This window comes from Mesobacillus foraminis (assembly GCF_004340465.1).
GTDB lineage: Bacteria > Bacillota > Bacilli > Bacillales > Cytobacillaceae > Mesobacillus_B > Mesobacillus_B foraminis.
In genome coordinates, this window is record NZ_SLVV01000006.1 from 21,423 (window position 1) to 47,667 (window position 26,245).

Annotated in this window: 34 protein-coding genes; 21 read left to right on the forward strand and 13 right to left on the reverse strand. The window is 41.9% G+C overall.

Going from position 1 to position 26,245, the window contains the following annotated elements; all coding sequences use genetic code 11:
* Nucleotide 1 precedes the first annotated feature (1 nt).
* From EV146_RS11240 to EV146_RS11250, 3 genes are all read right to left on the reverse strand, one after another.
* Complete coding sequence (locus tag EV146_RS11240) at nt 2–1,381, reverse strand: trypsin-like peptidase domain-containing protein (RefSeq protein WP_132005950.1); 1,380 nt, start codon at nt 1,379–1,381, stop codon at nt 2–4.
* A 178-nt stretch (nt 1,382–1,559) separates the two neighbouring features.
* Complete coding sequence (locus tag EV146_RS11245; protein ID WP_132005954.1) at nt 1,560–2,519, reverse strand: D-2-hydroxyacid dehydrogenase; 960 nt, start codon at nt 2,517–2,519, stop codon at nt 1,560–1,562.
* A gap of 101 nt (nt 2,520–2,620) precedes the next feature.
* Nucleotides 2,621–2,989, reverse strand: coding sequence for a hypothetical protein (locus EV146_RS11250; protein WP_241993895.1), 369 nt, complete (start codon nt 2,987–2,989; stop codon nt 2,621–2,623).
* A 172-nt stretch (nt 2,990–3,161) separates the two neighbouring features.
* Here EV146_RS11250 and EV146_RS11255 point away from each other — a divergent pair, with 172 nt between their 5' ends.
* A complete protein-coding gene (locus EV146_RS11255) occupies nt 3,162–3,953 on the forward strand; it encodes an HAD family hydrolase (RefSeq protein WP_132005957.1) in 792 nt (263 codons plus the stop codon).
* A 110-nt stretch (nt 3,954–4,063) separates the two neighbouring features.
* Here EV146_RS11255 and EV146_RS11260 read toward each other — a convergent pair whose 3' ends face one another.
* From EV146_RS11260 to cbpA, 3 genes are all read right to left on the reverse strand, one after another.
* Nucleotides 4,064–4,465, reverse strand: coding sequence for a hypothetical protein (locus EV146_RS11260; protein ID WP_132005960.1), 402 nt, complete (start codon nt 4,463–4,465; stop codon nt 4,064–4,066).
* 41 nt (nt 4,466–4,506) lie between these two features.
* Nucleotides 4,507–5,073 carry an XRE family transcriptional regulator gene (locus tag EV146_RS11265; protein WP_132005963.1) on the reverse strand — a complete coding sequence of 189 codons (567 nt, stop codon included), beginning with the start codon at nt 5,071–5,073 and terminating at the stop codon, nt 4,507–4,509.
* A 111-nt stretch (nt 5,074–5,184) separates the two neighbouring features.
* On the reverse strand, nt 5,185–5,817 hold the full coding sequence (gene cbpA, locus EV146_RS11270; RefSeq protein WP_132005966.1) for a cyclic di-AMP binding protein CbpA: 633 nt from the start codon (nt 5,815–5,817) through the stop codon (nt 5,185–5,187).
* Between the two features lie 188 nt (nt 5,818–6,005).
* Between cbpA and EV146_RS11275 the strand changes: the two genes are divergently transcribed.
* Both EV146_RS11275 and EV146_RS11280 read left to right on the forward strand, forming a co-directional pair.
* Entirely contained in the window at nt 6,006–6,758 is a 753-nt protein-coding gene (locus EV146_RS11275) for an NADPH-dependent oxidoreductase (RefSeq protein WP_132005969.1), read from the forward strand.
* Nucleotides 6,759–6,979: 221 nt separating this feature from the next.
* Nucleotides 6,980–8,071, forward strand: a complete 1,092-nt coding sequence (locus EV146_RS11280; protein WP_132005972.1) for a sensor domain-containing diguanylate cyclase — start codon at nt 6,980–6,982, stop codon at nt 8,069–8,071.
* Between the two features lie 69 nt (nt 8,072–8,140).
* Here the strand turns inward: EV146_RS11280 and EV146_RS11285 are convergent, their stop codons facing one another.
* Nucleotides 8,141–9,823, reverse strand: a complete 1,683-nt coding sequence (locus EV146_RS11285; protein WP_132005975.1) for an MFS transporter — start codon at nt 9,821–9,823, stop codon at nt 8,141–8,143.
* Nucleotides 9,824–10,113: 290 nt separating this feature from the next.
* Between EV146_RS11285 and EV146_RS11290 the strand changes: the two genes are divergently transcribed.
* From EV146_RS11290 to EV146_RS11300, 3 genes are all read left to right on the forward strand, one after another.
* The gene (locus EV146_RS11290; protein WP_132005978.1) at nt 10,114–10,476 is read left to right on the forward strand and encodes a group I truncated hemoglobin; all 363 of its coding nucleotides are present in this window, start codon (nt 10,114–10,116) and stop codon (nt 10,474–10,476) included.
* A 400-nt stretch (nt 10,477–10,876) separates the two neighbouring features.
* Nucleotides 10,877–11,098: a YozE family protein gene (locus tag EV146_RS11295; RefSeq protein ID WP_121612143.1), complete on the forward strand. Its 222-nt coding sequence runs from the start codon at nt 10,877–10,879 to the stop codon at nt 11,096–11,098.
* A 601-nt stretch (nt 11,099–11,699) separates the two neighbouring features.
* Complete coding sequence (locus EV146_RS11300; protein ID WP_121612144.1) at nt 11,700–12,416, forward strand: hypothetical protein; 717 nt, start codon at nt 11,700–11,702, stop codon at nt 12,414–12,416.
* On the opposite strand, the gene EV146_RS26990 is transcribed toward EV146_RS11300, so the two are convergent.
* Complete coding sequence (locus tag EV146_RS26990; protein WP_158287074.1) at nt 12,403–12,573, reverse strand: hypothetical protein; 171 nt, start codon at nt 12,571–12,573, stop codon at nt 12,403–12,405. The genes EV146_RS11300 and EV146_RS26990 overlap by 14 nt on opposite strands.
* 176 nt (nt 12,574–12,749) lie before the next feature.
* Between EV146_RS26990 and EV146_RS11305 the strand changes: the two genes are divergently transcribed.
* The 4 genes from EV146_RS11305 to EV146_RS11315 all read left to right on the forward strand — a co-directional run bounded on the left by EV146_RS11305 (nt 12,750) and on the right by EV146_RS11315 (nt 14,828).
* Complete coding sequence (locus tag EV146_RS11305) at nt 12,750–12,923, forward strand: YozD family protein (RefSeq protein WP_121612145.1); 174 nt, start codon at nt 12,750–12,752, stop codon at nt 12,921–12,923.
* Between the two features lie 114 nt (nt 12,924–13,037).
* Complete coding sequence (locus tag EV146_RS27545; protein WP_181215859.1) at nt 13,038–13,211, forward strand: hypothetical protein; 174 nt, start codon at nt 13,038–13,040, stop codon at nt 13,209–13,211.
* A 29-nt stretch (nt 13,212–13,240) separates the two neighbouring features.
* Nucleotides 13,241–14,071 carry a serine/threonine protein kinase gene (locus EV146_RS11310; protein WP_132005981.1) on the forward strand — a complete coding sequence of 277 codons (831 nt, stop codon included), beginning with the start codon at nt 13,241–13,243 and terminating at the stop codon, nt 14,069–14,071.
* Nucleotides 14,058–14,828, forward strand: a complete 771-nt coding sequence (locus EV146_RS11315) for a sporulation protein (protein WP_132005984.1) — start codon at nt 14,058–14,060, stop codon at nt 14,826–14,828. Before EV146_RS11310 ends, EV146_RS11315 begins: the two co-directional genes overlap by 14 nt.
* Nucleotides 14,829–14,864: 36 nt before the next feature.
* Here EV146_RS11315 and EV146_RS28145 read toward each other — a convergent pair whose 3' ends face one another.
* Nucleotides 14,865–14,993 carry a hypothetical protein gene (locus EV146_RS28145; RefSeq protein ID WP_258235911.1) on the reverse strand — a complete coding sequence of 43 codons (129 nt, stop codon included), beginning with the start codon at nt 14,991–14,993 and terminating at the stop codon, nt 14,865–14,867.
* Nucleotides 14,994–15,185: 192 nt separating this feature from the next.
* On the opposite strand from EV146_RS28145, the gene deoD reads away from it, so the two are divergent.
* From deoD to EV146_RS11335, 5 genes are all read left to right on the forward strand, one after another.
* Nucleotides 15,186–15,890 carry a purine-nucleoside phosphorylase gene (gene deoD / locus EV146_RS11320; RefSeq protein WP_132005987.1) on the forward strand — a complete coding sequence of 235 codons (705 nt, stop codon included), beginning with the start codon at nt 15,186–15,188 and terminating at the stop codon, nt 15,888–15,890.
* Between the two features lie 156 nt (nt 15,891–16,046).
* Nucleotides 16,047–16,904 (forward strand): M15 family metallopeptidase, encoded by an 858-nt coding sequence (locus tag EV146_RS11325; RefSeq protein WP_132005989.1) that lies wholly within the window; start codon nt 16,047–16,049, stop codon nt 16,902–16,904.
* A gap of 154 nt (nt 16,905–17,058) precedes the next feature.
* Nucleotides 17,059–17,265: a heavy-metal-associated domain-containing protein gene (locus EV146_RS11330; protein ID WP_132005992.1), complete on the forward strand. Its 207-nt coding sequence runs from the start codon at nt 17,059–17,061 to the stop codon at nt 17,263–17,265.
* Between the two features lie 300 nt (nt 17,266–17,565).
* Nucleotides 17,566–17,796, forward strand: a complete 231-nt coding sequence (locus EV146_RS26995; RefSeq protein ID WP_158287075.1) for a hypothetical protein — start codon at nt 17,566–17,568, stop codon at nt 17,794–17,796.
* Between the two features lie 224 nt (nt 17,797–18,020).
* Nucleotides 18,021–19,520: a lmo1851 family serine protease gene (locus tag EV146_RS11335; protein WP_277873213.1), complete on the forward strand. Its 1,500-nt coding sequence runs from the start codon at nt 18,021–18,023 to the stop codon at nt 19,518–19,520.
* 34 nt (nt 19,521–19,554) lie between these two features.
* On the opposite strand, the gene EV146_RS11340 is transcribed toward EV146_RS11335, so the two are convergent.
* A complete protein-coding gene (locus EV146_RS11340) occupies nt 19,555–20,139 on the reverse strand; it encodes a class I SAM-dependent methyltransferase (protein WP_181215860.1) in 585 nt (194 codons plus the stop codon).
* 125 nt (nt 20,140–20,264) lie between these two features.
* On the opposite strand from EV146_RS11340, the gene EV146_RS11345 reads away from it, so the two are divergent.
* The 3 genes from EV146_RS11345 to EV146_RS11355 all read left to right on the forward strand — a co-directional run bounded on the left by EV146_RS11345 (nt 20,265) and on the right by EV146_RS11355 (nt 22,354).
* Nucleotides 20,265–21,179: a CobW family GTP-binding protein gene (locus tag EV146_RS11345; protein WP_132005995.1), complete on the forward strand. Its 915-nt coding sequence runs from the start codon at nt 20,265–20,267 to the stop codon at nt 21,177–21,179.
* A gap of 63 nt (nt 21,180–21,242) precedes the next feature.
* Entirely contained in the window at nt 21,243–21,422 is a 180-nt protein-coding gene (locus EV146_RS11350; protein ID WP_121612152.1) for a DUF2188 domain-containing protein, read from the forward strand.
* Between the two features lie 101 nt (nt 21,423–21,523).
* The gene (locus EV146_RS11355) at nt 21,524–22,354 is read left to right on the forward strand and encodes a hypothetical protein (RefSeq protein ID WP_373566058.1); all 831 of its coding nucleotides are present in this window, start codon (nt 21,524–21,526) and stop codon (nt 22,352–22,354) included.
* 37 nt (nt 22,355–22,391) lie between these two features.
* On the opposite strand, the gene EV146_RS11360 is transcribed toward EV146_RS11355, so the two are convergent.
* A complete protein-coding gene (locus tag EV146_RS11360) occupies nt 22,392–22,634 on the reverse strand; it encodes a DNA alkylation repair protein (RefSeq protein WP_121612153.1) in 243 nt (80 codons plus the stop codon).
* Between the two features lie 94 nt (nt 22,635–22,728).
* On the opposite strand from EV146_RS11360, the gene EV146_RS11365 reads away from it, so the two are divergent.
* Nucleotides 22,729–23,001 (forward strand): hypothetical protein, encoded by a 273-nt coding sequence (locus tag EV146_RS11365; protein ID WP_241993897.1) that lies wholly within the window; start codon nt 22,729–22,731, stop codon nt 22,999–23,001.
* 435 nt (nt 23,002–23,436) lie between these two features.
* A complete protein-coding gene (locus EV146_RS11370) occupies nt 23,437–24,162 on the forward strand; it encodes a CAP domain-containing protein (protein WP_132005998.1) in 726 nt (241 codons plus the stop codon).
* An 89-nt stretch (nt 24,163–24,251) separates the two neighbouring features.
* Here EV146_RS11370 and EV146_RS11375 read toward each other — a convergent pair whose 3' ends face one another.
* Both EV146_RS11375 and EV146_RS11380 read right to left on the reverse strand, forming a co-directional pair.
* Entirely contained in the window at nt 24,252–24,761 is a 510-nt protein-coding gene (locus EV146_RS11375) for an Hsp20/alpha crystallin family protein (protein WP_132006001.1), read from the reverse strand.
* 25 nt (nt 24,762–24,786) lie between these two features.
* Nucleotides 24,787–25,251, reverse strand: coding sequence for an Hsp20/alpha crystallin family protein (locus EV146_RS11380; protein WP_121612157.1), 465 nt, complete (start codon nt 25,249–25,251; stop codon nt 24,787–24,789).
* A 193-nt stretch (nt 25,252–25,444) separates the two neighbouring features.
* On the opposite strand from EV146_RS11380, the gene EV146_RS11385 reads away from it, so the two are divergent.
* Complete coding sequence (locus tag EV146_RS11385) at nt 25,445–26,224, forward strand: SDR family oxidoreductase (protein WP_132006004.1); 780 nt, start codon at nt 25,445–25,447, stop codon at nt 26,222–26,224.
* Nucleotides 26,225–26,245 lie beyond the last annotated feature (21 nt).

Consider the following 26,245-nt stretch of genomic DNA (forward strand, 5'->3'; position numbering starts at 1 on the left):
GTTATTCTTCCGTAAGGTCTTCTAAACTCGATTCGGAATCTTCCAATTCTGAATCATCTCCAGAGGTATCAATAGGCTCTTCTCCTATTTCACCGCTGTTTTCAGTCTCATTATCTTCATTCGCATTGTCAGTGGAATCTTCGTTTAGTTCGTCATCATAGCTGTTTTCTTCAGAGGTTTCAGCTTCGTCTTCATCTTCAAAATATTCATCAGTATATTCGTCTTCTTCGTCATAGTATTCCTCTATGTACTCTTCCTGACCATCGTCCTCATCGTAGTATTCTTCTTCGTAAATATCCTCTTCATAGCCGCCATACAAATCTTCCTCATCATACTCTTCCTCGTACATATCGCCATCTATTGAGTCATCGGTACTTTCGGTATATGGTTCTTCATAAAAGTAGTATTCTTCGTATTCCTCCGCATAGTCTCCACCATCAAAGTAATGCTCGCTATCATATAGGTCTTGATAAAAGAATTGACCTGTATGATTATAGAAAAGATTTGAGATTTCCTCTTCTGACATAGGCGAGCTGACCCATCTATTTACAATCTCAATTACTTTAAAAATTGGGATGCTGAAGCCGATATTTGTTTCCTGGGTATGCCTGGCTGAATTTATGGCGATGACTTTTTCTGTATTTTTATCTAAAAGAGGGCCTCCAGAGCTTCCTGGGGCAATAGGAGCTGATATCTGATAGATCCCGTCATAAGTATGCGGTTCAATAACGAAGCTTCTATTTACCCCGCTAATATTACCGAGAGTAGCAGTGTTCTCAAAACCTCTTGGGGTACCGAGCGCGATTATTTCATCCCCAAGGTTTGATTCCTTTACCGTCTCAAGTATTAATGGTTCATTTCCGGCTAAATCCGGAACACGGATGACGGCAATGTCCACTTCGTTGCTGTAACCAATGACAGTGCCCTTATATTCAGTTCCTTGATGGTTCCGTATGGTAACATGGATGCTTCCTTCAACAACATGTGCGTTTGTCAGGATATCACCATTATTGTTCATAAGGAAACCTGAACCTTGCCCAAAATCATTTATAATGGTATATACTTTTGGCTGTGCTCCCTGAATAATATCAGAAACATCCTTGGATTCTATTTCGGTAAGCTTTGTTCTGGTTTCTACCAGTTTTACAGTGGTTTGTTTTACAGGTTCAGGCTCGGTTGCCAATTTGACAGTTTGCTGAGTTTGGTTGGGAAGTGTTAACTTTCCATAAAGAAATGAAAAAAGACCTACACATAAGACAAGCGTAATTATAAACAGACTTGCGAGCCATTTTCCAGTATATTTTTGATAAAGCCTTTGTCCACAGGTAGAACAAGCTCTTGCTCTTTGGTTTAGTTGGCCCCCGCAATTAGGACAAAACATATTTTCCTCTCCTTGTTATAAGGCTATGTACCTAGTAACATCTTATTCCAGAAAAAAAGGAATTACAATACTGTATATTGTAGGCCTATTAAAATATTTCCGGGGTGCGGGAGCTTTCCGGCCCTTCCTCTTTATTTTTAAGATGAGTCATTCGTCATAGATAAGTATATAGCAAGGCCTAATAACCTTTCCGATAATCAACCAGGTTGATCGCAGGAGATTCGCCTTTTAAATACATTTTTAAATTAGGCATGAAAATGTCCTCAATCACCCTCTTTGTATAATATTCGGTTGATCCAGCGGTATGCGGAGTGATGAGGACGTTATCCATATCCCATAAAGGACTGTCTCCGCCTAATGGTTCCTCTTCAAAGACATCAAGCCCAGCCCCTGCGATCTTCCCTTCTGACAGCGCTAAAACCATCTCGGATTCATCAATGACGGCTCCCCGCCCTATATTAATGATGAAGGCTGAAGGCTTCATTCTTGAAAACTGTTCTCTTCCGAATAAATGGTGTGTTTCTTTTGTGAGCGGCAGAGTGACCACCACGTAATCGCATAGAGGGAGGATTTCATTCAGCTGCCAGGGAGTATACATTTTATCAACAAATTCCTCTGGCTTTCCAGAATGCCTGACGCCCAATACGTTCATTCTGAATGCCTTGGCAATTCTGGCCGTTTCTTTTCCGATGGCGCCTACTCCAAGAATCCCAATTGTTTTACCGTGGATTTCGTGCTTCAATCCGGAATGATCCCATTTTTTCTCAAGCTGATTTTTTACATATGTATTGATCTTTCTTGTGAACCCCAGCATCATGGCAAAGATTGTTTCCGAAATCGGATAGGCATGGACCCCATTGGCACTAGTGACCAGGATATTTCGTGACTCAAGTCGTTCCAGGGGAAGGCTGTTTACCCCGGCACTCCAGGATTGAATCCAGCGGAGACAGGGGCAGCTGTCGAGAGAACTCGCTATTTCTTTTTTCCAACCGACAATAATTTCGGCATCGTTGAGATGTTCCTGCCAATTTGAAGGTTCTTTCCCCGTGATGATTTCCCAAGAGGGTACAATTTGTTCGATTGTATTAATCTGTTTCTGTTCGAGGTTTTGAGTAATGATCAGTTTTCTTTTAGGCATTTCGACCTCCGAAGTGAATAGAATTGTTTGATAATTCTAGCATAACACCGAATAAAGAGTTAAAAAAGGCCCAAAGCCGGAGCAATGGACTAATTTATGATTTATGGACGAAACCCGATTAACTTCGCTTTTTTATCAACACCGATGGTTGTTTCCGCTGGGAAAGTAATGACAGAGCTTATATATTCCCACCGAATAAGAACGTTTGTTGTACATTCCTCTTCTTTTTGTTTATCTTCCGGTATAACGGTTCCATCTTCTTCTTGTATTTTTACTCTTTTATGGCAGGGATTTTCCACCCATATTCCCAGGCTTTCGGTTTTCATCAATTTTACAAGGTACCAGGCATCTGGGTCATAGATTCCTGTCATTTGCCCGGTAAGGTGTTCCGGAAAATTCTTGAGTTTTATTTGTATTTTTTGATTAATAAAGCTTTCTAAGAACATGCTGATTCCTCCTGATTTCATCATTAACTGATAAAAGTATAACTACTATACTGTTCCTTCCTCTCAAAAAAGTAAACGTGAACAAAGATATTTGCGAAAGTGAGGGGAGAAAGTTCCTTTTTTTATGTATTTTTTCAATTTTAAAAATGGTAAACTATTTAGATAATAAAATTTATTAGGTAAAGAGAGGATCAGCATGATAAAAGCAATTTTTTTCGATTTGGATGATACCCTTCTTTGGGATCAAAAAAGCATCCAGGAGGCCTTTGTGGCAACTTGTAAAGCGGCGGAGGAAAAATACGGCCTTGATCCGGTGAAATTTGAAGAGGCTGTTCGTGATGCAGCAAGAAAGTTATATTCCTCATATGAAATTTATCCTTTCACTCAAATGATTGGAATTAATCCATTCGAAGGATTATGGGGAAATTTTTTGGATGACCAGGAAGATTTTAAAAAGATGAAGGACATGGCTCCCGGCTACCGGAAGGATGCATGGACAATGGGCCTTAAAGCAATGGGAGTGGATGATCCGGAATTTGGATACGAACTAGGTGAACTTTTTCCAGCGGAGCGCAGAAAAGTGCCGTTTGTCTACGAAGAAACGTTTCAAACACTTGATGCGTTAAAGGGGAACTATCGGCTGCTGCTTCTTACAAACGGATCACCTGATCTGCAAAACACAAAGCTTGAGATTACTGCCGAACTAAGCCCTTATTTTGACGAGATTGTTATTTCTGGTGACTTTGGCAGAGGGAAGCCGGATGCGGGCATATTTGAACATGCATTGTCTCTTTTGTCTTTACAGAAGGAAGAAGCGATCATGGTTGGCGATAATCTGATGACAGACATTCTGGGGGCAAACAGGGCAGGAATTAAATCGGTATGGATTAACCGGCATAATAAAGAACGCAATGAAGTAGTTCCTACATACGAAATCAAACATTTAGAAGAGCTTTTCCCTATCTTGGAGGAACTGGCTGAAAAATAAAGCATATGGAATAGCCATGGATATAAGTTCTTTATGTTCATGGCTATTTTCCGGTTAATAGAGCCAGGTGGTGCAATTTATATAAATTACCAGATGCCTAAGTGGAGGATTTAGTTGGATTCCATTTTAATATAGGAATTCGTACTATCGTCCCACTGAAAGATTCCATCTCCCAGCTGGATGACCGTATTGAATGGAGGAGTATCTGCATCCTGATTGTTATGCTCCTTTAGCTGTTGATAATGAATTTTTAGCGGCAGCAAATCGTTTTTAGTAGCTACACGAAAGATTAAGTCCACTGTAATTTCACTTGGTTTAATTTGATTAACATCGCAAACTGAACCCTGAAATTTTTTATTATACTTAATCATCATTGGTAAATCACCAATTGTTGCCACGCCAAAAACATCTTTTACAATATTTTCTACTCTGATTTGCGACTCCGTGGCAAATTTTTTTATTCCAGCTTCAGGGTTTTCTAAATAAAAGACCTTTTCAATATGCATTCCCAAGTTGAACATCCTTTCGCAGTTGGTTTTAATGAACCAAAATTTTATATTTGATGGCTGGAATAGAACAGCGACATGCTTATCTCACAAACATCGTCGGCTGTATTTTGGTACACTTGAAAAACATCATTTGAGAATGAGATAGAGTCGCCGGTATATAATTCGTTTTCTTCTTCCGAACCAATTTTAATGGTAAGAGTTCCTGAATGTACGGTTAGCAATTTTAAGACGCCCATCCCGCCTGGGGTTGAATGGTGGATGCACCCAGGAAGTAATCGAATTCGGTATGTCTCGAGTGGGATTCCTGGTGAGGCGAATGTATTGTAGGTCTCAAATTTATCATCATCTTCCCTGAAATCAGGCTGATCTCCTGCTCGTTTAATCTTAATGGATGGGTTATTGACGAGAAACGAAGCAAAGGGAATCTGTAAGCCTGCAGCGATTTTCCAGAGGACTGATACTGTTGGATTGGAGTTCCCGCGTTCAATCTGTCCCAGCATGGGCTTGCTGACTCCTGTCGCTCCTGCAAGTTCATCCAATGAAAACTGTCGCTGAAGCCGGTAATACCTCAACCGTTGTCCAATTTGAGCCGATAGGTGTTTTTTATCCATTAAAGACTCCTTATCAAAAATATATGCTTTATTAAACGCATAGATATATTATAACATACAAAAAGCTGTCAAAAACCAGGACTGTTTGTTTTGTCCTGGTAGTCCTTATCTTTAATGTTCTTCAATCCCGATGACACGGCAGCCATTCTGTTCGAGTTTTTCTTTTATGATTTCGAGGGTATCCTTTGAGGTCCCCTTTGGAAGAGTAAAGAGAACCCTGCGAACCAGGCTCGCATGATAGCTGGAAGAATCGAGTGTTATGACTCCCTGAATGTCGCTGTATTTGCTGATGATCGCAGTCATTTTCGCCAAAGTTCCCCGTGTTCCATGGCTGGCGATTGTGACAGTGTAGCTGCCTTTGTGAAGTCCCCAGGCCTCTTCTAAAAGCTCTAGGACAGCGGCATGGGTCAGTATTCCGGCGAAGTTTCCTTTTTCGTCAATTACAGGTAAATAAGGATACCGTTTAAGGTTAAAGAAGGCTTTCATAAACCAGTCATTTTCGTATAGAACGGTTTCCCGGTCAGTGACAAGTGAACACACAGCCTCTTCCAAGGAATTTCCTTCTTTGTATTCTAAAATATCAACCTTATATATATTGCCTATATACCTTGTTTGTGTCTTGTCAAGGACTGGTACACAGCGGTATCCAGTCCGATTTAAAAACCCAAGGGCCTGGCTGAGAGTGAAAGTTTCATTACAGTATTTCACATCTGGTTTCTTTACCATCTGATGACGGATTAACATGGGAAGCCCGCCTCCTTTTGCTCATGACCTTTTAGTCATGCTCTTTATAATTTCTCCCTTTGTAATGATATGTTATTTGGCTATCGTCCTATGCGAAAGTATTTCTTCAGTCCGTAAGAGTTAAGCCGCAGAATGTTTGATAATACCGTTATACTTATTGTAAGGTGGAGAATATGAGGAGTGATAGAATGAATGAAACAATCAAGCTGTTAAAAAACCATCGCTCGATACGAGAGTTTGATACCGAAAAAGGTATATCTGAATGTCAGGTTCAAGTGATTATGGAAGCCGCAATGGCTGCACCGAATTGGATCAACGGCCAGCAGGTCAGTGTGATTGAGATTCGTGATCCCGCCAAAAAATCGATGCTTTCAAAACACGCAGGCAACCAGAAATGGATTGAAGAGGCACCTGTGTTTTTTGTTTTCTGTCTTGACTTTTACCGGGCGGGAATTGCTGCTGAGAAAAACGGGAAAGAGCTTCAAATTGTGGACAATATAGAAGCTTTACTCGTTGGTTCCACTGATGTCGGGATTGCCCTTGGCAATGCAATCGCGGCAGCAGAATCCATGGGACTTGGCATTGTCCCCATTGGCGGAATACGAAGGAACCCGGAAACCTTTATAGATGAATTGAAGCTTCCGCCTTACGTGTTCCCGGTAACTGGCCTTGCTGTGGGTGCACCAAGGAAGATTCCTGGCCAAAAACCACGGCTGCCATTGGATGCAGTCTACCATAAAGAGCAATATAACTCTGATAGACAGAGTGAACTTATCAACGAATATGATGATATGGTGGCAAAATATCATGCAGAGAGAAGCGATAGGAAAAGAAGTGACAACTGGTCTGGGAGCATTGCCTCCTTTTATGATCAGGGCTTTGAAGAATATGCTAAAAAAGTAGGGCCGGCACTGATAAAACAGGGTTTTAACTTTTCCTGACACCCCATCCTTCGATCCTCCTTCTGCGGGATTTAATAAGCTGGAGCAGGAGTATCCTCTCCTCCCGGGTTATCCCTTCTGTGAAAGATTCGATTAAGTTATTAGACTTATGATGCTTCTTAATATGGCTGATTCTATCAATTTGGAAGATCATTTTCTTGAACGATTAGGTATTTATAATATAATTTTTTATAAAACGTTTAAGGCAATGGAGATATTTTATGAAATCCCGGAAAGTTAAAAAGCTTAAATGGAAGATAAAGCCCGGCATTGTTTTAGCAGGGGTATTAATGCTTAAAGTAGCAGAAATGGTCGTATTCCAAAGGGTTCTTCATTGGTACCAGGATATACCTGTCAACAATAAGGAAGAATTAATTGACATCATTGTTTTGTTGCTGATCATGAGTCCATTTACCATCATTGTCATGAGGCAACAGAAAACCATGCAGGAAGCTGAGGAAAGATACAAAGGATTTACGGAAGACTCGCTCGTTGGGATCTTTTCTTACGAGGATGCAAGAATTACTTATGTGAACAGTCGCTTCTTGCAAATTTTGGGATACAAAAGGGAAGATGTTATTGGAAGGGATTTCCATGACCTAATTGTACCCGAGGACCATGATCTGGTAGCTCAATCTATCATGAGCAAGCTTCATAATCATGAAGAATTTTCTGTTCTGCAGATCAGGGCAATCAGGAAGGATGATAAAATCATTGAGGTAGAGCTTTACAGTACAATTTTAATAAGGGATGGCAGGCCTGTCATTTCTGGTTCAATTATGGATATCTCTGAACGGGTAAGCAGGGAAAGAACTCTGCAAAAATTAGCATTTTATGATCAGTTGACTGGACTTCCAAACCGCAAATCTTTTGAGGATCGTCTACTCGAGGTTTCTCATGGCAAGGGGACTGAAACCGCAAGATTTGCACTGTTATTTTTAGATTTGGACGGCTTTAAACAAGCGAACGATACGTATGGGCACCTTGCAGGAGATCTGCTTTTAAAAGAGGTGGCAACTCGCCTTTTGAACTGTACCAGGGAAGAGGATTTGGTATCTCGCTATGCCGGAGATGAATTTTTGATTCTTTTATCGAAGGGTGACAGGACTTTGGCCATGGAGGTCGCAGAAAGGATCGCTGGAGCCATAAATACCCCGTTTATTATCAACGGCAACGAAATTGTCATATCTGCAAGCATAGGGATTTCCTTATACCCTGAGGATGGTAAAGAAACAAGCATTCTAATCAAAAACGCCGATACAGCGATGTACCAGGCAAAAGGGGCAGGGAAGAACACGTACCAATTTCATTAGCGGCGGGTACCCCGTCAATAAAGAAGCCTGTTCCCTGGCCAAAACTGGCCGCGGTAACAGGCTTCTTCCTTATTCAAGGCCTTCAATAACTAGTTCTTTGGCAGGAAGGAAAACTTCTCCTGTATCCAGGTAGTTAACTCTCACTTTATCGCCTTCTTGGAGATAAATGGCTAATGGACTGGTTTCCGAAGAAATGGTGTAATTCTTCTTGTTATTTAGGAAGAAGGTAACCACTGTGGCATCGCCTGTTTTTTCCTTGTAGACTCTAAGCACAGTTCCGCTGATTTGTTTTTCTTCTGCCTTTGAGCTTCCATCAACCGAACCTCCGCCTCTCTGCAATGCCGTTTTATATAACCTTAAGGCTTCATTTGGAGTTGTTCCATATACGGATATTTCCGGATTGGCTGCTGATACAATAAAGTAGTTTTGCAGGAAACCATTTGCATCCAGTACAGGTGTCAGCCAGCTGGCTTCTCCATAGAAATTGTAAAGAATCGGCATCTTTCCATTCCATTTTTTTTCAATGAATTTCTTTTCAATAATCTGAAGGGCTCCCTGCGAATCCATATACGATTCTTCTAAATTTCCTGTATAATAGGTCGCTTCCCCGGTTCTGGAATTCGTAAGAGAGTAGCCCAGCATGGAATCTACCCCTTCCTTGGGCGACGTGAAATCAGTGAAATAGAACATCTCGCCATTCTCATCGAAAATAGGACTGACATTCGCTTCCGTCCCCTCATCTGAAGGAAGTTTTACATCTTTCTTTCCAAACTTGCTATTCCAGAATCCATGTATATAATTGCCGAAATAACTATTCTGCAGGCTGACTGCTTCCGGAGATACTGCACCGTCAATAAATTCAGGAACTTCATTTAAATTATAGGATTCTATTTCGCCGTTCGCTGGGTCTGCAACAACAACTCCTTTTACATCAAAACCATTGCGTGCAGAAACAAATTCGCCGAAAGAACGGATATAATATGGTTTTCCATCATCGTTAATTTCCAGTTGGACGTCTCCGTAGAAAATTTCTTTTGGATACTTCATCCTTATATGACGTTCGATTTTCTTATTAAAGTATGAGGAAGGAGTATAGGACATTTCGCTTTTGATAAATTTAGGGTTTGCGGAAGAGTCGGTCGCACTGATGGTAAAATAGCCAGGTGTTACATCTCCGTTCACCCATTTAAAGAAACCGGAAAACTCAACTGGTGCAATATAAACATACTCTCCGTTTACCTTTTGAATCTGTAAATTTCCAAGCTCATAATAGCTCGTATTTGGCACCTGGCCAAAAGCTTTTTTCATTTTATTCCTGGCAAATTGCGGTGGTACACTTGCCGGCGTTTCAGTTTCATCAAATGTCTCGATTTCAGTTTTTGTCGCCATTTTTGCAATCTCATATTTTTCGTTTGCATTGAATAAGAAGGCAGACAGGAGATAAATACCGAGGAGGAGACTGCCGAGGAAAAGAATTCCTTTGATGATTCTTTCCTTGCCTTTGGCCAAAACGGCTCCTGCCGCCGCAATTAAAATGAAGAATACCCACAATGATGAGAAATTGAGGTCCCGATTGGTTAGATAATAAAAGACAAAGACGCTTAACATACAGACAAGGACAGCTGTAACCATTATAGCCGGAAATGCCTTTTTGGTGTTTTCATTTTCCTGTTGTTTATTTCTTGAGAACGGGTAGAGCAGCAGCGCAGAACCCAGCCCCGCAATCAATGAAAATAGTAACATGTTACCCATAAAATCTCCCCTTTAAGGTTGCTTATTAGTTTATTTACGGTTGAATGCAAGAAAGGTTTCATCCAAGAAAATTCAGGACAGGCTATTTTACATATTGCTTCTTTATATAAAGTGGGATGGCTAAAGCCGGAGTATGCATTTTTGAAAACGACGAAACACCTGACAGAGAAATGGTGCTACTGCTTTAACTAGCTCTATCTCCGGTTACAGAAAGTGGTAGCATAAATGCATACTGCTTGTAATTCAGGGTAATTTATATATGATTGAAAACAAAAGGGGGTGTTACTGATATGGAACAATCACTATATGAAAAGGTTGGCGGGGAGGAAGCGATTGGCAAAGTTGTGGATTATTTTTATGATGAGCTGGTTTTAAAGGATCCAACTGTAAACCAGTTCTTCAAGGACACAGATATGGAGAAACAGCGCCGGCATCAGACAAAGTTTATTAGCTTTGCCCTTGGCGGTCCTAATCAATATTCCGGAAACTCTATGGCTAAAGCACATCAAGGGATGAATATACAGCCGGAGCATTTCGATGCCATTGTCAGGCATTTACATAAGGCGCTCGCCCATTTTGGTGTAAGTGAAAATGATATTGACCAGGCTTTGACCAAGGTTGCTACTTTACGGGACGACATAATGTATAAGTAACTTTCTAAATATTCAACAAAGTGTTTGCATTCCGTAATATTGCTAGATCCTGACTAAAGCAAGCTGCATAGGAAGGTCTCCAGAAGGCAAAACACATTAAATGTTTATTGGGCCAAGCCCTGTTTGTTCTGTTCTTGAGTCCCGTTTAAAGGAGCCAGTTGCATTTACTCTGCATCTGGCTTTTTGTTTTAGTGCGTGGTGACGGGCAGGCTGTAGCGACAAGGATCTTATAACTTAATAAATAGGTTTATAGATCCGTGCATGAGAAGAAGAAAGGTATAAAAGGCTGGAGTAAATTGGCATTGGGGATACAATAAAATTGGGGGAAAAACCTTGTACGGATATAAACCAATCGTATATAGTATAGTACATATATTTACGATAGAAGGGCGTATGAGAAATGTTTAGAAGCTTCTACCATTTTTTAATGAAATATAGACATCCAAAGCCCCAAGACTCCATTAGTGCATTTGCCAATAGTGCATATGAGGACCATGGATTCCCAAAAAATTCCGAGGACTATGATGAGATAAGTACCTACCTTGAGTTTAATGGGCAATATCTGGAAAGCATGGCCATTTTTGATGAGGCGTGGGAATTATATCTTCAGTCAGAGGGGTAGATATTATACTCTACTCTGCCTAAGTTTGGAGACAAATGGGTTCGGAATCCTCACATTCCGAACCCATTTTGTTTTGTATTATTTTTGATGCTTAAGGTACGAATGAAAGGGAGCTTTATAAATAATGTCAGATTCACTACTAAGGCGGCCACCTTCAAAATACATCTACCCCCACTTCATAAATGAAGGGAAAATCATGAGCTGCTTCCATTTCTCCAGATAAACTGGTTTTGCTGAACAACTTGATCTATAGCAACCTCTCTAGTTGATTTCGTTAGATTAGGTTGTTTTTCAAAAGCTTACATCACCCAAGCCTTATAATTATCAATTTTAAAATAGTCTTGGTAATACGTTTACATAAATTTTAAACACAGTTGATTGTAGGTGTGGGTGCGATTGCGCCAGCGGGATCAGCGGGACAGAGGTCTTGCAGTGGCATTCCCATCGATAGGCAGACAGCCGGCCTAGCGGAAAGCAAAGCGCCTGGACTAAACAGTCTTCAAAGTCAATGGTTTTCTTTTCTCCTGGCGTGGCGATTTTCCATCAAGCGCATATAATGTGGTAACAAAATTCACGACGCATCATTGAGAGGATGGAGGAAATGGAGAAAAGAAAGGAACCGAAATATAAAATCGGTGATACGGTCGTGATCACAATTTATGGCACAGTGGGTAAGGTTACAAATGTTAAATGGCTTGATGGCTTGTATGTCTATGAGATTAATAAAAGCCAGGGGCTATATCTTGAATCAAGTCTGCTGCCGTTGTCTGAATATGAAGGAAAGCTCCTTGAAAAAGAGCATATTGATATAGAATATAAGTTTTTTTTCGGAGATCTTGTCCAAGTGAAAGGCTATGGCTCCGATCTATTTAAAATAGTAGGATTCCGGACGGAAATCTGGCGATACAAGGAGGATTCCTGGGAGGATGTCATCTATGAGCTATCCCGTATAAAAGACGGGGAATGGCTGGAAGCCGGAGAAGAAGAGTTGACTCTCGTGGCGGATGCCGAGAGCGCTGAGGTTTTTATTCAAAAGCTTGGTTTGCTGTATTCCAATGAGAAGAAGGCTTTGCCAGCCCCTGCCAATGATAAAAAATCAGCTGCGCCAAATACGAGAAAAAACGCTGAAAAAGACGAACTCAGAAAAAAGAACAAGAAACGGATTCAAATTGATAGCCTGCTGGACATTTATAATGACTATCGGATCCTTTATAATTGGTTTGGAGACGATGAATATGCTCATGTCATGAAAGTGGTCCTGCGAAAGCTAGCCATAATTGTGAACAACGACGGAAGAACGATGTCTAAATCAGAGTGATAAATTGAAAAATCACAAAGGTCAAAAATGGAACTCCAAGGAATAAGATCAGGCTGAATAGCCAGTTTGTGGTCTGGCCGAAAACTTCGATAGTTGCACTGTCCTCACTGTTAATGTCTTCAACGAATGTTTGAACCGCTGCTTTAATTTTTTCCATATGATCACCCCGTCCATTTTTTAACAATTTATGCTTGTCCATTGCCAGCTAGACCATAGAATTAATTTTTATTACAGTTCAATTTTATTAGCCTTCTTTGAAAATATTACTTTGTACAGAACTAGGAATGAAAAATATCTGTGCTTCATACATTCTGTAAAAAGGGGGGCGATTCTGTGAAAGAGATCGAAGTCATTATCGATACGGAAGAAATAGCTGAATTTTTCTTTCATGAGCTGGTAAAGAGGGGATACGTTCCCACTGAAGAAGAACTGGAGGAAATCGCAGATATCACTTTTGAATATTTGCTTGATAAAAGCATTATCGACGAAGAAGTCGATAATGAGTAAAGAAGGCGGGCCGGTCTGGTCCGTCTTTTTAAGGTAAAAAATAGATAGTAAAATGAAACTTGTGCAGGCAATATTCGTATATATCCATATAAGGTAAAAGAGGGAGGACGAAGCGTGCTCAAAAAAATCATTAATTCAGTGATGAAAAATGCCATGGGCAAGAAAAAACACTACGGCTCAAGTGACAGCTGGAAGAAACACAAACACCACAAGCATTCAAGCATGGGGCATCACTACTATAAGCGGAAGCACAAGAGCCGCAGCTTCAGCAGTTTTTACAGCAGCTGATCTACTTTTGATCGAATGGAAGGCAGCACATGATTAAATCTCTGATTCTTGGGTTTTCTGATGCAATGGAACAATGTTATAAAAAAGGAGAAATCATCGGCGGCCGCCACCGGATTGACAGCCTCCTTGGAACTGGAAGCTACGGGAGAAGCTATCTTGTTTATGATTGCGGCGAACAAAGGCAGGCTGTGTTAAAATCACTCCGCCTCCATAAACGGCTGACACGGCGGGGAAGGGAAAGTTTTATGCGGGAAGCGGAGCTTTTACAATCCTTTTGTCATCCAGCCATTCCGAAATTTTACTGTATTGGGGAGCATCAGGGCGTTCCCTATTTCACAATGGAACAGATCCATGGGAAAACGTTTGAACAATTAATTTTTGAAGATGGAAAAACGTACAGCGAACACCAGGCGTTTACAATAGGCATGAAAATAATCCGGATTATCGGCTATATCCACAGCAGGGGGATTGTCCATAGAGATATCAGGATACCGAATGTTATGGTACAGGGGAGCGAATTGAAGCTGATTGACTTCGGGCTTGCAAGGAGTTTGGAGAGAAACACGAATCCTTGGCGCCGCAAACCAGCGAACCTGCTCAAGGAAGCCTCCTATCAGAGTGATTTTTATGGCCTGGGGCATCTTATTCTATTCCTGCTGTTCTCTGGTTTTGAAGCTGGCGAGAATCAAAAGGAACTCTGCTGGGAGGAAGAATTGAAGCTGCCGCCTTTTAGCACGTTCGTAATCCGCAAACTCCTTCAGGAGGAAAAGCCCTATCAGGGGTGGAAAGATATATATGAGGACTTTAATAAAATAGTACATAAAACAGGCAGAGGAGGAAATGAAAATGTCAATCTTTAATAAGGTATTCGCCAGTATCGGAATCGGTTCGGCCCAGGTCGATACAAGGCTTGAAAGTGACACAGTCGTTCCCGGGGAAGAAGTCAGAGGGATTGTCCACGTAAAGGGAGGCAGGACAGAACAAAAGGTAGACGAAATATATCTGTCGTTACATACAACTTACATTAAGGAATCTGATGATAAAAAGTATACAGCGACTGCGACAATTGATCGATTCCGCCTTAATGATCCGTTTACGATTCAACCTTCGGAAACAAAAGAGATTCCGTTTTCGTTCATTCTCCCAATCGATGTTCCTGTATCAATTGGGCGGACGAAAATATGGGTTGCAACGGGACTGGATATCAAAAATGCTGTTGACCCTTCAGACAAGGATTCTTTAAAGGTTCTTCCTAATTCATTGATGGATTCGATCTTTAGTGCAGCAGAGGATTTGGGCTTCAGGCTGAGGAATGCGGATTGTGAACAGGCTCCTCACGGCTTGCGCAGGAACTATCCGTTCGTCCAGGAATTTGAGTTTGTTCCGATTTCAGGTTCTTTCCGAGGGAAGCTTGATGAATTAGAGATGGTATTCTTTCCTGTTTCCGAGAATGAAGTCGAGATTTTTATGCAGGTGGACCGAAAGGCAAGAGGTCTTGGCGGGTTCCTTGCTGAAGCCTTTGAAATGGATGAGAGCAATGTAGTTCTGACTGTGACTAGAAATGATGTTCCAAATTTGTCACAGAAGCTCCATGCAGCTATTAGCCGATACTGTTAAAAGAAACGATGAAGCAGCCGCTTCATCGTTTTTTTATTAGCTTTTTCTCTCCTTGGCGGAAATGATATCTTTTGCATGTGCCTCATGCTCCGCAATGATCGCTTCCGGAGGGATGTGGTTATTCTTTTTTGGTGAGTTGATTCGATTTCGGTGTTTTTTACCCAACAGAAACACTCCCTTCCCATTCATTTAGAAAATACAGAGGTCTGTTTCAGGCTTTCTGGTTGTTCTATATGAAACCTCCGCCTCTTTTAGTTTTCCCTTCCCCTTAAAAATAATCTCACGGAAGATTTTCCAGCTGGAATAGATTATGGTATTATTACAAACGAACATGTCTGACATATTTGGAGGATAAAAATGAGTGTACATATCGGTGCAAAAGAAAATGAAATTGCTGAAACAGTACTGCTTCCAGGGGACCCGCTTCGCGCAAAATACATTGCGGAAACGTTTTTAGAGAATGCCCAGTTATATAATGAAGTTAGAAATATGTTCGGTTACACAGGAACTTATAAAGGTAAAAGAATTTCTGTTCAAGGAACGGGCATGGGGGTTCCTTCGATTTCAATTTACATTAACGAATTGATGAACAGCTACAATGTGCAGACACTGGTCAGAGTCGGGACATGCGGTGCGATCCAGAAGGATGTTAAGGTTAGGGATGTTATTCTGGCTATGAGTGCATCCACAGACTCGCAAATGAACCGGCTGACCTTTGGAGGTGTAGACTATGCACCAACAGCTGATTTTCACCTGCTGATGAATGCTTATCACGCTGGTCTGCAAAAAGGACTGAATCTTAAAGCAGGAAATGTTTTTACTGCTGATATGTTCTACAATGACAACAGTGATCTGGAGAAATGGGCAAGATATAATATCCTTGCTATTGAGATGGAAACAGCTGCCCTTTATACCCTGGCAGCAAAGTTTGACCGGAAAGCCCTTTCCGTGCTTACAGTCAGTGACCATATTCTTACGGGTGAAGAAACAACGTCTGAAGAACGCCAGACTACTTTTAATGAGATGATTGAAGTTGCCCTGGAGGCTGTTGTTAAAGAATAGGTTTATGTGCTCTTTCCAGCGGGAAAGAGCCTTTTTATTAAGGGCTTCAATTCACCATAATGTTAAAAACTGGTGCAAATTGAGCTAACGCATGGATGGCAAGTCATGATAGAATAGGTGTATTGCTTTTGAAACAATGTAAGAATGGTGGATTTTATGAAAAAACAAATTGTATTATTAACTTCAGCCCTGCTCCTCTCCGGATGCTCCCAGCTGGAATCTATTCCAGGTAAAATTCCGTTTCTAAATCTTGACGGCGGGCATCAGGAAAGCACGGATGAAAAAGTGGACAACCCTGAATTAAATGAAGGAAATTCAAATCAGCAAAATTCCGAGCCCGAGCCAGAAACAGAAACCGTACCTGAGGGCCCTGTGTTAGAGGCGGCTTATTTTAATACAGTCAAAGAGGTGGATGGCAAAGAAATCATCCAGAATCCTCTCAATACCATGGCGCTGGTCAACAAGGTATATGCGCTGCCTTCAACCTATATACCCAATGATTTAACAAGGCCCGATGTGTCGTTTTCGTTTGGCAGCCAGAAGCTTGAAAAGGCGCTGTTAAGGAAGGAAGCCGCTGATGCTCTGGAAAATATGTTTGAAGGAGCCAGGAAAGATGGATTTGAATTATTTGCCGTTTCTGGTTACCGCTCATATAAACGCCAGAATCAATTGTTTGAAGCGGAAGTTCAGAATGCTGGGGAAGAGAAGGCTGCCCAGGCAGTTGCCGTACCGGGTAACAGTGAGCATCAGACAGGCCTGTCAATGGATATTTCAAGTCAAAGCGCCGGACTGAATTTAAATGAACAGTTTGGCCAGACGGAAGAAGGTAAGTGGCTGGCAGATAATGCCCATAAGTACGGATTTATCCTCCGGTATCCAAAAGGAAAGGAAAAAATTACGGGTTATATGTATGAACCCTGGCATTTCAGGTATGTTGGCAAAAAAGCGGCAGCTGAAATATACAAGAACAATTGGACCCTTGAAGAATACTTTGAAATCGTCAAGAAAATATAGACACGATGCCCGGCAAAATGCCGGGTTTTTATATTCCAGTCAGAAAACAAGAAAAGTATCTTTAGTCCGGGCATGATTAAAGGCCAAACGGACAGGGAAAATGAAAGGCAGGCAGACGCAAAAAAAGATTGAATAACGGGAGGGGAATACATCAATGGAAATTGCCACTATTCATGTTTACGGAATGACATGTGATCATTGCGAAGAGAGCGTGAAAAATGCCTTGTTGAAGGTGGATGGTGTATCAGCTGTAACGGTTTCTTATCAAAACAGGACAGCGGAAGTGCAGTATGAGGCCTCCGAAGTCTCCATGGAAGAGTTAGAAAAAGCAATTGAAAGCCAGGGGTATGAAGTGGCATGAAAAAGGCAGTTCAGACAGAACTGCCTCAGTTTGTTGCCAAAAGGGGTTCGGAATGGTTCTTTTCCGAACCCCTTTTGGGCTATTATTGAGTTTTTACAATAGGAGAGAAAACTCCCACTTTGCGCTCTGGTCCGTTATTAGACTCTTCCATGTCCTTTTGGCTATCTTTTTTCAGGTTCAAGCTAGAGAAAGTAAGCATCGCCTGCTTTGACCATTTTTTAAGTCCCTTTGGGTTGTTGAACGCATTCTATGCTTTATTTTTGCGAATATTCGCTTGATGGTTTCCTATAGTTTCCAATATTGTCTCAGATTGGTCCCGTTGGATTGGTTTTTCGAAAGCGACTCATCACCATAATAGGCTTGGTTGTACAGTTTGAAAACCTGTTGATTGGAGTGGAAGGCGCGCAGACTCCTCCGGGATCAGCTGGACAGCTAAGACCCCGCAGGAGCCTGCGACGAGGAGGCTTAGCGCCAGCCCCGCGGAAAGCGAAGCGGCTGGAGACGAATTCAACAGCCCACTTTGTCCACTAACCAAAAAAAAAGACTGTAGGCAAAATACGAATTTTCATTGAGTTTTATCTATAGTCTGACGCAGTTGTAAACAGAACTGCCTTTTTTGCAGGGGAAAACAGGCCATTATGGTCAGTGTTTAACTTGCCGGCATTATTTTTCTGTTAATTTTTTTATAAAAATGTTATTCTAACAATTATTAAGGTCAATAACCTTATTTAGAGTTTTTGAAAGTGGTGAATGGATTGGATCAGGAAAAAGTGAATAATGAGGGTTCAGAAAACGAAGCACGTTCTGATCTTTCTGGGGATGCCGAAACGAAGCAAAACTTTCTTCGCATCAAAAAATTTCATTTCGCCATGCTGTTATTTTTTGTTGTGTTCATTACGGCAGGGATTACAACCTTTGCCCTGGCATTCGGCAATGATGAACCAGCAGTGAAAATCATTAAGGAAAGGGCAGAATTCTCAAAGCTTTATGATGCCTATGACACCTTGAGGAACAGCTACTATACTGAAATTGACGAAGAGAAGCTGATCAATGGAGCGATTGATGGAATGGTTGAATCGCTTGATGATCCTTATTCCGATTATATGACCCAGGAAGATGCGAAAAGCTTCCATGAAAGCATCTCTGCCTCTTTTGAAGGAATTGGAGCAGAAATCCAGTCCAGGGATGGCCATATTGTGATTGTTACTCCTGTTAAGGGCTCACCTGCGGAAAAAGCTGGTTTGAAGCCGGAGGATAAAATCCTTTCTGTTGATGGGAAAAGCATCCAGGGTATGAGCACTACGGAAGCGGTGGCTTTAATAAGGGGAGAGAAAGGAACAAAGGTAAAATTGTCGGTGGTCCGCGGCAATGCGGAACCAATGGACGTTACCATTACGAGGGATACGATTCCAATTGAGACGGTATACGGAACCATGATGGAGGACGGCATTGGCAGAGTGCAGATCACTAATTTCTCCGATCATACATCTGATGAACTGGTAAAGGTTCTTGAAGACCTTGAATCAAAAGGAATGAAAGGTCTTGTTCTGGACCTCCGCCAAAACCCTGGGGGCCTTCTGGACCAGGCGGTAAAGATTACAAGCAAGTTTGTGCCTAATGGTAAAATTCTCTTTAAGGTGGAAGACAGGGAAGGAAATGTCCAGGAATATCCTTCAGAAGGCAGCGGAAACACCGACTTTCCGTTGGTGGTGCTGGTAGACAAGGGGAGTGCAAGTGCTTCAGAAATCCTTGCAGGTGCTGTCAGTGAATCTGCGGGTGTTCCTTTAGTCGGCGAAACAACGTTCGGGAAAGGAACCGTGCAGCGTGCTGAAGACTTTGAGGATGGATCCAATATTAAGCTGACTACCGAAAAATGGCTTACTCCTGAAGGAAACTGGATTCACAAAAAAGGAATTAAGCCTGATTATGAAGTAGCCATGCCAGAATACGCGTCTCTTCCGTTTATTGACCCTGAGGACGAGTTGAAACTGTCTTCTGCTTCAGAGCAGGTGAAATCGGCGCAGAAAATGCTGAAGGTTCTTGGCTTTGAGCCTGGGCGTGAAGATGGATTCTATGATGACAAGACAGAGGAAGCGGTCAAGGAATTCCAGAAAGATCATTCGCTGGAGCAAACAGGAATCCTTACTGACAGTTCAACAGTCGAGTTGATGACGGCTGTCCGCGATAAAATGACCAAAGACGATCCTCAGCTGAAAAAAGCAGTTGAAGTATTAAAAAAAGAATTGGATAAATAAGAAAACTCTCCGGACCTGTGGGCCGGAGAGTTTTTTACTTCGTACAAACAGCAATTCCGAACGGGTAATGCTTGCCTGGCCGCTTTGGTTCAATCAGGACACTCTTTTGATAATAAAAATCGACTTCTGAATAATGGTTGAAAAGTGTGAGGAATTCTTCCTCCGTCAACTGATGGATATGGAAAGGCTCTTTTGTTGGCTTGCCGCGCCCAGCTCCAAAAGGAGTGGAAATAATGAGCGTTCCCCCAGGTTTTAGCATCTGGAATATATTTTGGAGATAGGCCGTTTCATTATTTACATGCTCAAGAGTTTCAAAAGAAATAATTACATCAAATAGCCCAAGCCTGTTTGCTATTTCAGTGTCTGTCGCATCACTTTTTACATACTTGACCTTAGGATGGTAGTGTTTCTTCAGTGCATACTCAATCGCTGATGCATCAATGTCAACGGCAACAATTTCAGCTGTTTCTTTGCATGACCTGGCAATGAGCTTACTTCCATAGCCGGTCCCGCAGGCAAAGTCGAGAATTCTTCCTTTTGCATAATGCATGGCAAAGTAATAACGTGCCAGATGCTCCAGCAGCATCCCATTTGTAATTTTCATTTTTTCTGGAATCATTCGCTCTCCAGTGTATTCAAGCAGGGCACCCACCTCTTTCTATCGTTGTATTATACCAGACACCCATTGTGTTTGTAAGAAATAGCTCAATCCGTTAAAATGAATGGATGGAACGGAGGAACAAAATGAAAAATACCGAGATATACATATTGGCAGGTTTTCTTGGAACTGGAAAGACGACCCTTTTGAAACAGATCCTTAAGCTGGAGCAGCAGCAAAAGCGAAAAGTTGCCGTTCTTATGAATGAGCTGGGAGAAATTTCAATCGATTCGGACGCAGTCGGGGAAGACGTGCCATTAAGGGAACTGCTTGGAGGATGTATCTGCTGCACCATACAGGATAAACTTGAGGGACAGCTTCAGGGTCTGCTGGTGGAGCACCAGCCAGATGCCATTTATATTGAAACAACAGGAGCTGCACATCCTGTTGAGGTTCTGGATTCTGTATTGTCACCGTTGTTTGCGGGAAAAATTGAGATGAGAGGGATCATCACCACGGTGGACGGGACATTATGGGCTGCACGGTCACAGTTCCAGCCCCAGCTCCAGCAGCTATTACTGGAGCAGGTAAGGCATGCGGACTTAATATTAATCAATAAATCAGATCTTCTTTCAGATTCCGGGCAGGCCAGAGTGTCGATGGAAATTCAGTCCATAAATCCGGAGGCGCGTTGCATATTAACAACCTATTCAAGGGTATCACAGCGAGAACTGAAGGACATGGCATTTGCTCCTAAAAGGGAGTCAAAAACTGCGCATGTCCATAAAGCACTGCGCCTGGGTACGTTTGTGCACCGGTTTCAAAAACCTGTAAACCGGGAGCGTTTTGAAGAATTTCTTAGAAGCCTGCCTGACCAAATCTATCGAATAAAAGGCTACATTCAATTTTCAGACTCTCAATATCCTGATTTGTTTCAGTATTCCTATGGAACGCCGCTATTTATGATGGAGTATATAAAACTGCCGCTTACGATTGTCTTCATTGGGCAGGACATTGACTGGAAGGAGATTCAGCTGAAACTGGAAGCTCTGGAGAATTAATTCGTTTTTTCCTGTCCATCAAGGGTATATAGATCTTAACCCCGATAAGAAAGGTTGATGAAGATGCCCTGGACAAAGGACGATTATCCTGTTTCAATGAAAAACCTGGATCCCGATGTACGAAATAAAGCCATTGAAATAGCCAATGCTTTACTAACTGAAGAACATTACGACGAAGGAAAAGCGATTCCCATTGCCATTGATAAAGCAAAGGAATATGTCGCCAACCATAAGGAAGAATGAAAGCCTGTAATTCTGCAGGCTTTTTTTCTGCTGTCCGTGAACGAATAGGACCAGGGGAAAACGGAGAAACTTTCTTCGCAGACTTTTAATTTAATGAAGGGGTGAACAGCTTGAAATTCGTAGTTATTCCAATGGCCCTTTTACTTTTATTTACAGCGGACGCCTCAGTGATCCAGGGGGAAAAAAACACAGTTGAAATGATTTCTTGGGAGCAGGCAGATAAACTCATTCCCCGTTACAGTAAATTTACGGTGCAGGATCTTGAAACAGGGAAAAAGTTTCATGTTCAGCGGAGGGCGGGAAGCCGTCATGCCGATGTACAGCCTTTAACCACCAAAGATACGAAAATTATGAAACATATTTACAACGGGAAATGGAGCTGGAAACGCCGGGGGATCATTGTTATTGTCAAGGGGAAGATGATAGCGGCTTCCATGCACGGAATGCCGCACGGAGCAGGTGCACTTAATAATAATTTTCCCGGGCATTTTTGTATTCATTTTTACGGCAGCAAAACTCATCGGACAAGCTCTATGGACCTTTCCCATAAACTGATGATTTTTAAAGCAGCAGGAGAGCTGGACAATTACTTTGAGAGTGCAGGCCCATATGAATTAGTCGATGCGTATTTTGCAGGTTTAAAACAGCAGGACCTTAAAATTATCCATTATGCAGCCCTTCAAAAGCCGGACAGGGAGAAAATTATTAATCAAATTGAAAACGTAACCGTCTTGCGGATGCCGGCTTTGCCCGCTGAAAATATTGGGGATGCATTGACACTGTCTGTTCCGGTGGAATTAGCGCTCCAGCTGAAGGGAATTGGACCTGAGAAATACATTGGAACCATAACAATAGTCCGGTTTTCACCATGGGGACCCTGGAAGGTTGACTCAAAACAATTCCTCGAGGAAGTTGAAGTGCTTGCAAGATAAGGGAAGGCAGAGCCTGAATAGGTTCAGCCTTCTTCTGTTAATTCAGCTCACCAAACTTTATAAAAGTCCTTTCATCTTCAATCAAGCCGCAGACTGCACATTGGACTTTCATCTCCGGCCCCCGATAAGGTGAATGGAAAGGGTTGAGCTGGTCTTCAGTGTACTCCTCGATGATCTCACCCGATTGAGGATTCAATTTAACAGACTGGGGAACCTGATGAATCAGGTTAAACCTGCTTTTATTGGTTCTGCAATTTGGGCATCGATAAGGTACTGTCATTCAATTTCCCTCCATTAAGTAGAATTGGAACTATTTTTTGCATTAACACAACCCTTTATGTAAAAATGCCAATAAATGATTGAAGTGCAAAGGAGTGAAACCAACGAACATGGATTATGTCCACTTACTGAATCGATACCGTCAAGTTTGGAATAACCGCCAGCTTCCGGGAATAAACGAAGAAGAAACGCTTAGGGAAGCAATAAGGAGGGACCTGACGGATGAGAATTCACATCCTCGAGTGAGGCGGCCTTTGCATGAAAAGTATTTCATGGCGACTAGAAGGATAGCTGAATCTAGCTTGACTGATGAGGACAAGGTTAAACTTATCCAGCTGCATGCAAGCTTATGCACCGAAATGCAATAGCTGGGAGGGGGGGCAGAGAAGCGCTTTTTTTTGTCTAGTAAGGTAGCTTGCAAATCGTCCGCCTGTACCTCTTTCGATTCTAACAGGAAAAAATTTTGTTTCAAACTCTGCCATTTTGTCATAGATGTGTAAGAGTTGTAATAAAGGCGGCCATCTAAATAACTTGTCAACCCTTATTTACTGTCTATTTTCTCCAAAACATGATAAATCTATCAATCTTGTTTGATAGTGAATTAAAAAGCTTCAGTCCTTAATCTGCGGGCAATCACTTATAAATACTGACTTTGCTGCGAATAACTGAAAAAAGTACGGAATAATATTATTTTGAAATACCTTCAATTCCCGTTTTCTCCCAGAAATATTACAAAAAATCCGTGATATGATGATGTTGCAAGAGATAGAGACACTTAGAAATCATTTGGGGAGGAAACAAGGATGAAGAAAAAGTTTATACTTTCAATTGCGGCTGCAGCAGCAATTCTAGCAGTCAATCCAATCACGGACAAAGCCGATGCTGCGTCAATTTATCCAACTGGCGAGGCGAAGGTTATCTATTATCAAAATGGGAATTTAAATCAGGAACAGATTAATAATCTTCTAAAAAAATTATTCGCTAATTCACCAGCTCTCTGGAATCAAGTAAAATCACCGGCCAATCAAAATCAAGTACAGCAGCCTGTACCTCAAACTGAGGCTAAGCCAGCTCAAAATACTGCAAAGCAGGCAACTGCTCCGGCACCAGCTGCTGAACAAACACAAGAGGCAGCCAATACTGCTTCACAAATAAGCGCTTATGAAAAAAAGGTTATCGACCTGACCAACCAGGAGCGTGCCAAAAATGGTTTGAAGCCTTTAACTCTTGATACAGAGCTCAGCAAAGTGGCAAGAGAAAAATCAAAGGATATGCAGGCAAAAGGATATTTTAGCCATACAAGTCCAACCTATGGCTCTCCATTTGATATGATGAAGAAATTCGGTATTTCTTATAAAGCTGCAGGTGAAAATATCGCGATGGGCCAAAAGACTCCTGAAGAGGTAGTTCAGGCGTGGATGAACAGTGAAGGTCACCGCAAAAACATCTTGAACGCCAACTTTACACATATCGGTGTAGGCCATGTTGCAGAAGGAAATTATTGGACACAAATGTTTATCGGGAAATAATTTATCATGCAGTATGTAAGACTGTACCCCAATTGTCAGGCTCCTCTGGCAGATTTGGGGTGCAGTTTTTATTTTTAGGCAAGGAAAGCTTATTCCTGAAGCTGATGGGATGCCTCTGCGGAAGCAGAATGTTCAATATGAATAGGAACAGCTTCTTCTTCGCTGATAATGGGAAGAATGATTGTCAGCAGCCCTTTATCGAGGTTTGACTGAATTTCATGATGATTGACTCTGAACGGCAGGTTAATGTTTTTTTCAAAACTTTGGTCACATCGCTCTTTTAAGAAATAGGTGAGATTGGGTTTAAAAGTGGAGTAATGGCCGCGAATGGTTAATTGTTTCCCTTTGAGGGTGATTGCTGCATGTTCCCGTGCCATGCCTGGCAGCTCAGCTTCAACAAACAGTTTATCTTTATACTTATATAAATCGCACCGTGGAAAACACTCGCTTGAACCTCCCTTGGGTGCGAGTGACAGGTTCTGAATATGGCCGCTGGAAAGAAAGGGGTTAGTTTCCTGGCTGAAAGCCTCTTTCCAAAAGCTTTCTGCGGCATATTGCCTGGTTAAATCCAGCCAATATTTGAGCTTTTCAACCTCCATGGCATGTTCCTCCTTCTGTTACTTTTTATATGTCGGGAACGTTGATCTCGGAAATTTGGGTATGAAAGCTTCTTGGCAGCTTAATTTCAAGAATTCCATCCCGGTGAGAAGCAATTGCGCCTTTTTTCTTCACAATTGCTGGCAACGGTATTGTATGTTGCTCTCCCGATTGAGGAATGTTCTTAATGATTGCCTGGTTGGAGGTATGAAGAATCTTCATGTTCTTAAGCCATGCGTCATCCTTGATGGGAATACGAATAAAAACGAATTCGTGTGTTTCAAAAACAGATGCATTAAGTCTCGCTTCCGCTTGCCCGGGGTCAGGCTGCAGGCCCTGAATGCCTTTTAGCCATTCCTGTGGATTCATCACCCCCTCCATATTCTGGGGGAACATTTTGGCAACCATGCTCTGAACATATTTATCTATTTCCTCGGGGTTCATATTCTCTACTCTTTTTTTTATCCCTTCATGCAGGTTCCAGGGGAACATTGTACCTCCCTCCTTACGTCTAATAAAAACTGCAATAATCAGCTGTCAGTACTTACATTCTATGCAGGCCAGTGCCCAGCCGTTAAGAAAACTTTAGTATGTGATACGTAACAAAGTTTCCTAACATTTGCATATAATTTCGGTTCTATTTAATATAATGGTATCAATGTCGAATGGATTGGCGGGGTATGGTGTGATAAATAGAACGGCATTAATTACAGGCGGAGCCAGCGGAATTGGCAGGAAGACTGCATGCCAGCTAGCTTTACAGGGAATCAATCTAATAATCAATTACCGTTCCAATCATGTAAAAGCAGAAGCGCTCAGACGAGAACTGACAGAGAAATTTGGTATTAAGGTGCTGCTGGCCAAAGGGGATATCACCGACTTTGAACAGTGCGTTCAAATAGTCAGGGATTCATTGTCTGCATTCAATTCTATTGATATTCTCGTTCACAATGCAGGTCCTTATGTTCATGAAAGAAAAAGGATGGCTGACTACTCTGTCCAGGAGTGGCAATACCTTATCAACGGCAATCTTAACAGTGTGTTCTACCTTTCCAGCCTGATCATTCCTGTCATGCGTCAGCGGAACTGGGGCAGAATCATCACCATTGGTTTCGACCGTGTAGAATCGGCTCCAGGCTGGATTTACAGATCAGCCTTTGCAGCAGCAAAGTCTGGGCTTGCTTCCCTGACAAAGACCATCGCACTTGAAGAAGCTCAGCATGGGATTACAGCGAATATGGTTAGCCCGGGAGACATTGTGGGTGACTGGAAGGAAAAAAATATAGCTGATACAGTCGGGAGTGCGGATGAGACTGTTCCGGTGGGAAGACCCGGTACAGGTGAGGATATCGCAAGGGTCATATCCTTTCTGATTTCGAATGAATCAGGCTATATTACAGGAGGCATTATACCGGTAACAGGAGGAAAGGACGTCCTGGGAAAAGCGTTCCGGAAAGAAAATTAACTTATAAAAAAGCCAGCTGCG

Excerpts from the sequence above, each read along its gene's own strand:
- EV146_RS11240 (WP_132005950.1), bottom strand. The coding sequence starts at position 1,381 with ATGTTTTGTCCTAATTGCGGGGGCCAACTAAACCAAAGAGCAAGAGCT.
- EV146_RS11245 (WP_132005954.1), bottom strand. The coding sequence starts at position 2,519 with ATGCCTAAAAGAAAACTGATCATTACTCAAAACCTCGAACAGAAACAG.
- EV146_RS11250 (WP_241993895.1), bottom strand. The coding sequence starts at position 2,989 with ATGATGAAATCAGGAGGAATCAGCATGTTCTTAGAAAGCTTTATTAAT.
- EV146_RS11255 (WP_132005957.1), top strand. The coding sequence starts at position 3,162 with ATGATAAAAGCAATTTTTTTCGATTTGGATGATACCCTTCTTTGGGAT.
- EV146_RS11265 (WP_132005963.1), bottom strand. The coding sequence starts at position 5,073 with ATGGATAAAAAACACCTATCGGCTCAAATTGGACAACGGTTGAGGTAT.
- cbpA (WP_132005966.1), bottom strand. The coding sequence starts at position 5,817 with ATGTTAATCCGTCATCAGATGGTAAAGAAACCAGATGTGAAATACTGT.
- EV146_RS11275 (WP_132005969.1), top strand. The coding sequence starts at position 6,006 with ATGAATGAAACAATCAAGCTGTTAAAAAACCATCGCTCGATACGAGAG.
- EV146_RS11280 (WP_132005972.1), top strand. The coding sequence starts at position 6,980 with ATGAAATCCCGGAAAGTTAAAAAGCTTAAATGGAAGATAAAGCCCGGC.
- EV146_RS11285 (WP_132005975.1), bottom strand. The coding sequence starts at position 9,823 with ATGGGTAACATGTTACTATTTTCATTGATTGCGGGGCTGGGTTCTGCG.
- EV146_RS11290 (WP_132005978.1), top strand. The coding sequence starts at position 10,114 with ATGGAACAATCACTATATGAAAAGGTTGGCGGGGAGGAAGCGATTGGC.
- EV146_RS11295 (WP_121612143.1), top strand. The coding sequence starts at position 10,877 with ATGTTTAGAAGCTTCTACCATTTTTTAATGAAATATAGACATCCAAAG.
- EV146_RS11300 (WP_121612144.1), top strand. The coding sequence starts at position 11,700 with ATGGAGAAAAGAAAGGAACCGAAATATAAAATCGGTGATACGGTCGTG.
- EV146_RS26990 (WP_158287074.1), bottom strand. The coding sequence starts at position 12,573 with ATGGAAAAAATTAAAGCAGCGGTTCAAACATTCGTTGAAGACATTAAC.
- EV146_RS11310 (WP_132005981.1), top strand. The coding sequence starts at position 13,241 with ATGATTAAATCTCTGATTCTTGGGTTTTCTGATGCAATGGAACAATGT.
- EV146_RS11315 (WP_132005984.1), top strand. The coding sequence starts at position 14,058 with ATGTCAATCTTTAATAAGGTATTCGCCAGTATCGGAATCGGTTCGGCC.
- deoD (WP_132005987.1), top strand. The coding sequence starts at position 15,186 with ATGAGTGTACATATCGGTGCAAAAGAAAATGAAATTGCTGAAACAGTA.
- EV146_RS11325 (WP_132005989.1), top strand. The coding sequence starts at position 16,047 with ATGAAAAAACAAATTGTATTATTAACTTCAGCCCTGCTCCTCTCCGGA.
- EV146_RS11330 (WP_132005992.1), top strand. The coding sequence starts at position 17,059 with ATGGAAATTGCCACTATTCATGTTTACGGAATGACATGTGATCATTGC.
- EV146_RS11340 (WP_181215860.1), bottom strand. The coding sequence starts at position 20,139 with ATGATTCCAGAAAAAATGAAAATTACAAATGGGATGCTGCTGGAGCAT.
- EV146_RS11345 (WP_132005995.1), top strand. The coding sequence starts at position 20,265 with ATGAAAAATACCGAGATATACATATTGGCAGGTTTTCTTGGAACTGGA.
- EV146_RS11350 (WP_121612152.1), top strand. The coding sequence starts at position 21,243 with ATGCCCTGGACAAAGGACGATTATCCTGTTTCAATGAAAAACCTGGAT.
- EV146_RS11360 (WP_121612153.1), bottom strand. The coding sequence starts at position 22,634 with ATGACAGTACCTTATCGATGCCCAAATTGCAGAACCAATAAAAGCAGG.
- EV146_RS11370 (WP_132005998.1), top strand. The coding sequence starts at position 23,437 with ATGAAGAAAAAGTTTATACTTTCAATTGCGGCTGCAGCAGCAATTCTA.
- EV146_RS11375 (WP_132006001.1), bottom strand. The coding sequence starts at position 24,761 with ATGGAGGTTGAAAAGCTCAAATATTGGCTGGATTTAACCAGGCAATAT.
- EV146_RS11380 (WP_121612157.1), bottom strand. The coding sequence starts at position 25,251 with ATGTTCCCCTGGAACCTGCATGAAGGGATAAAAAAAAGAGTAGAGAAT.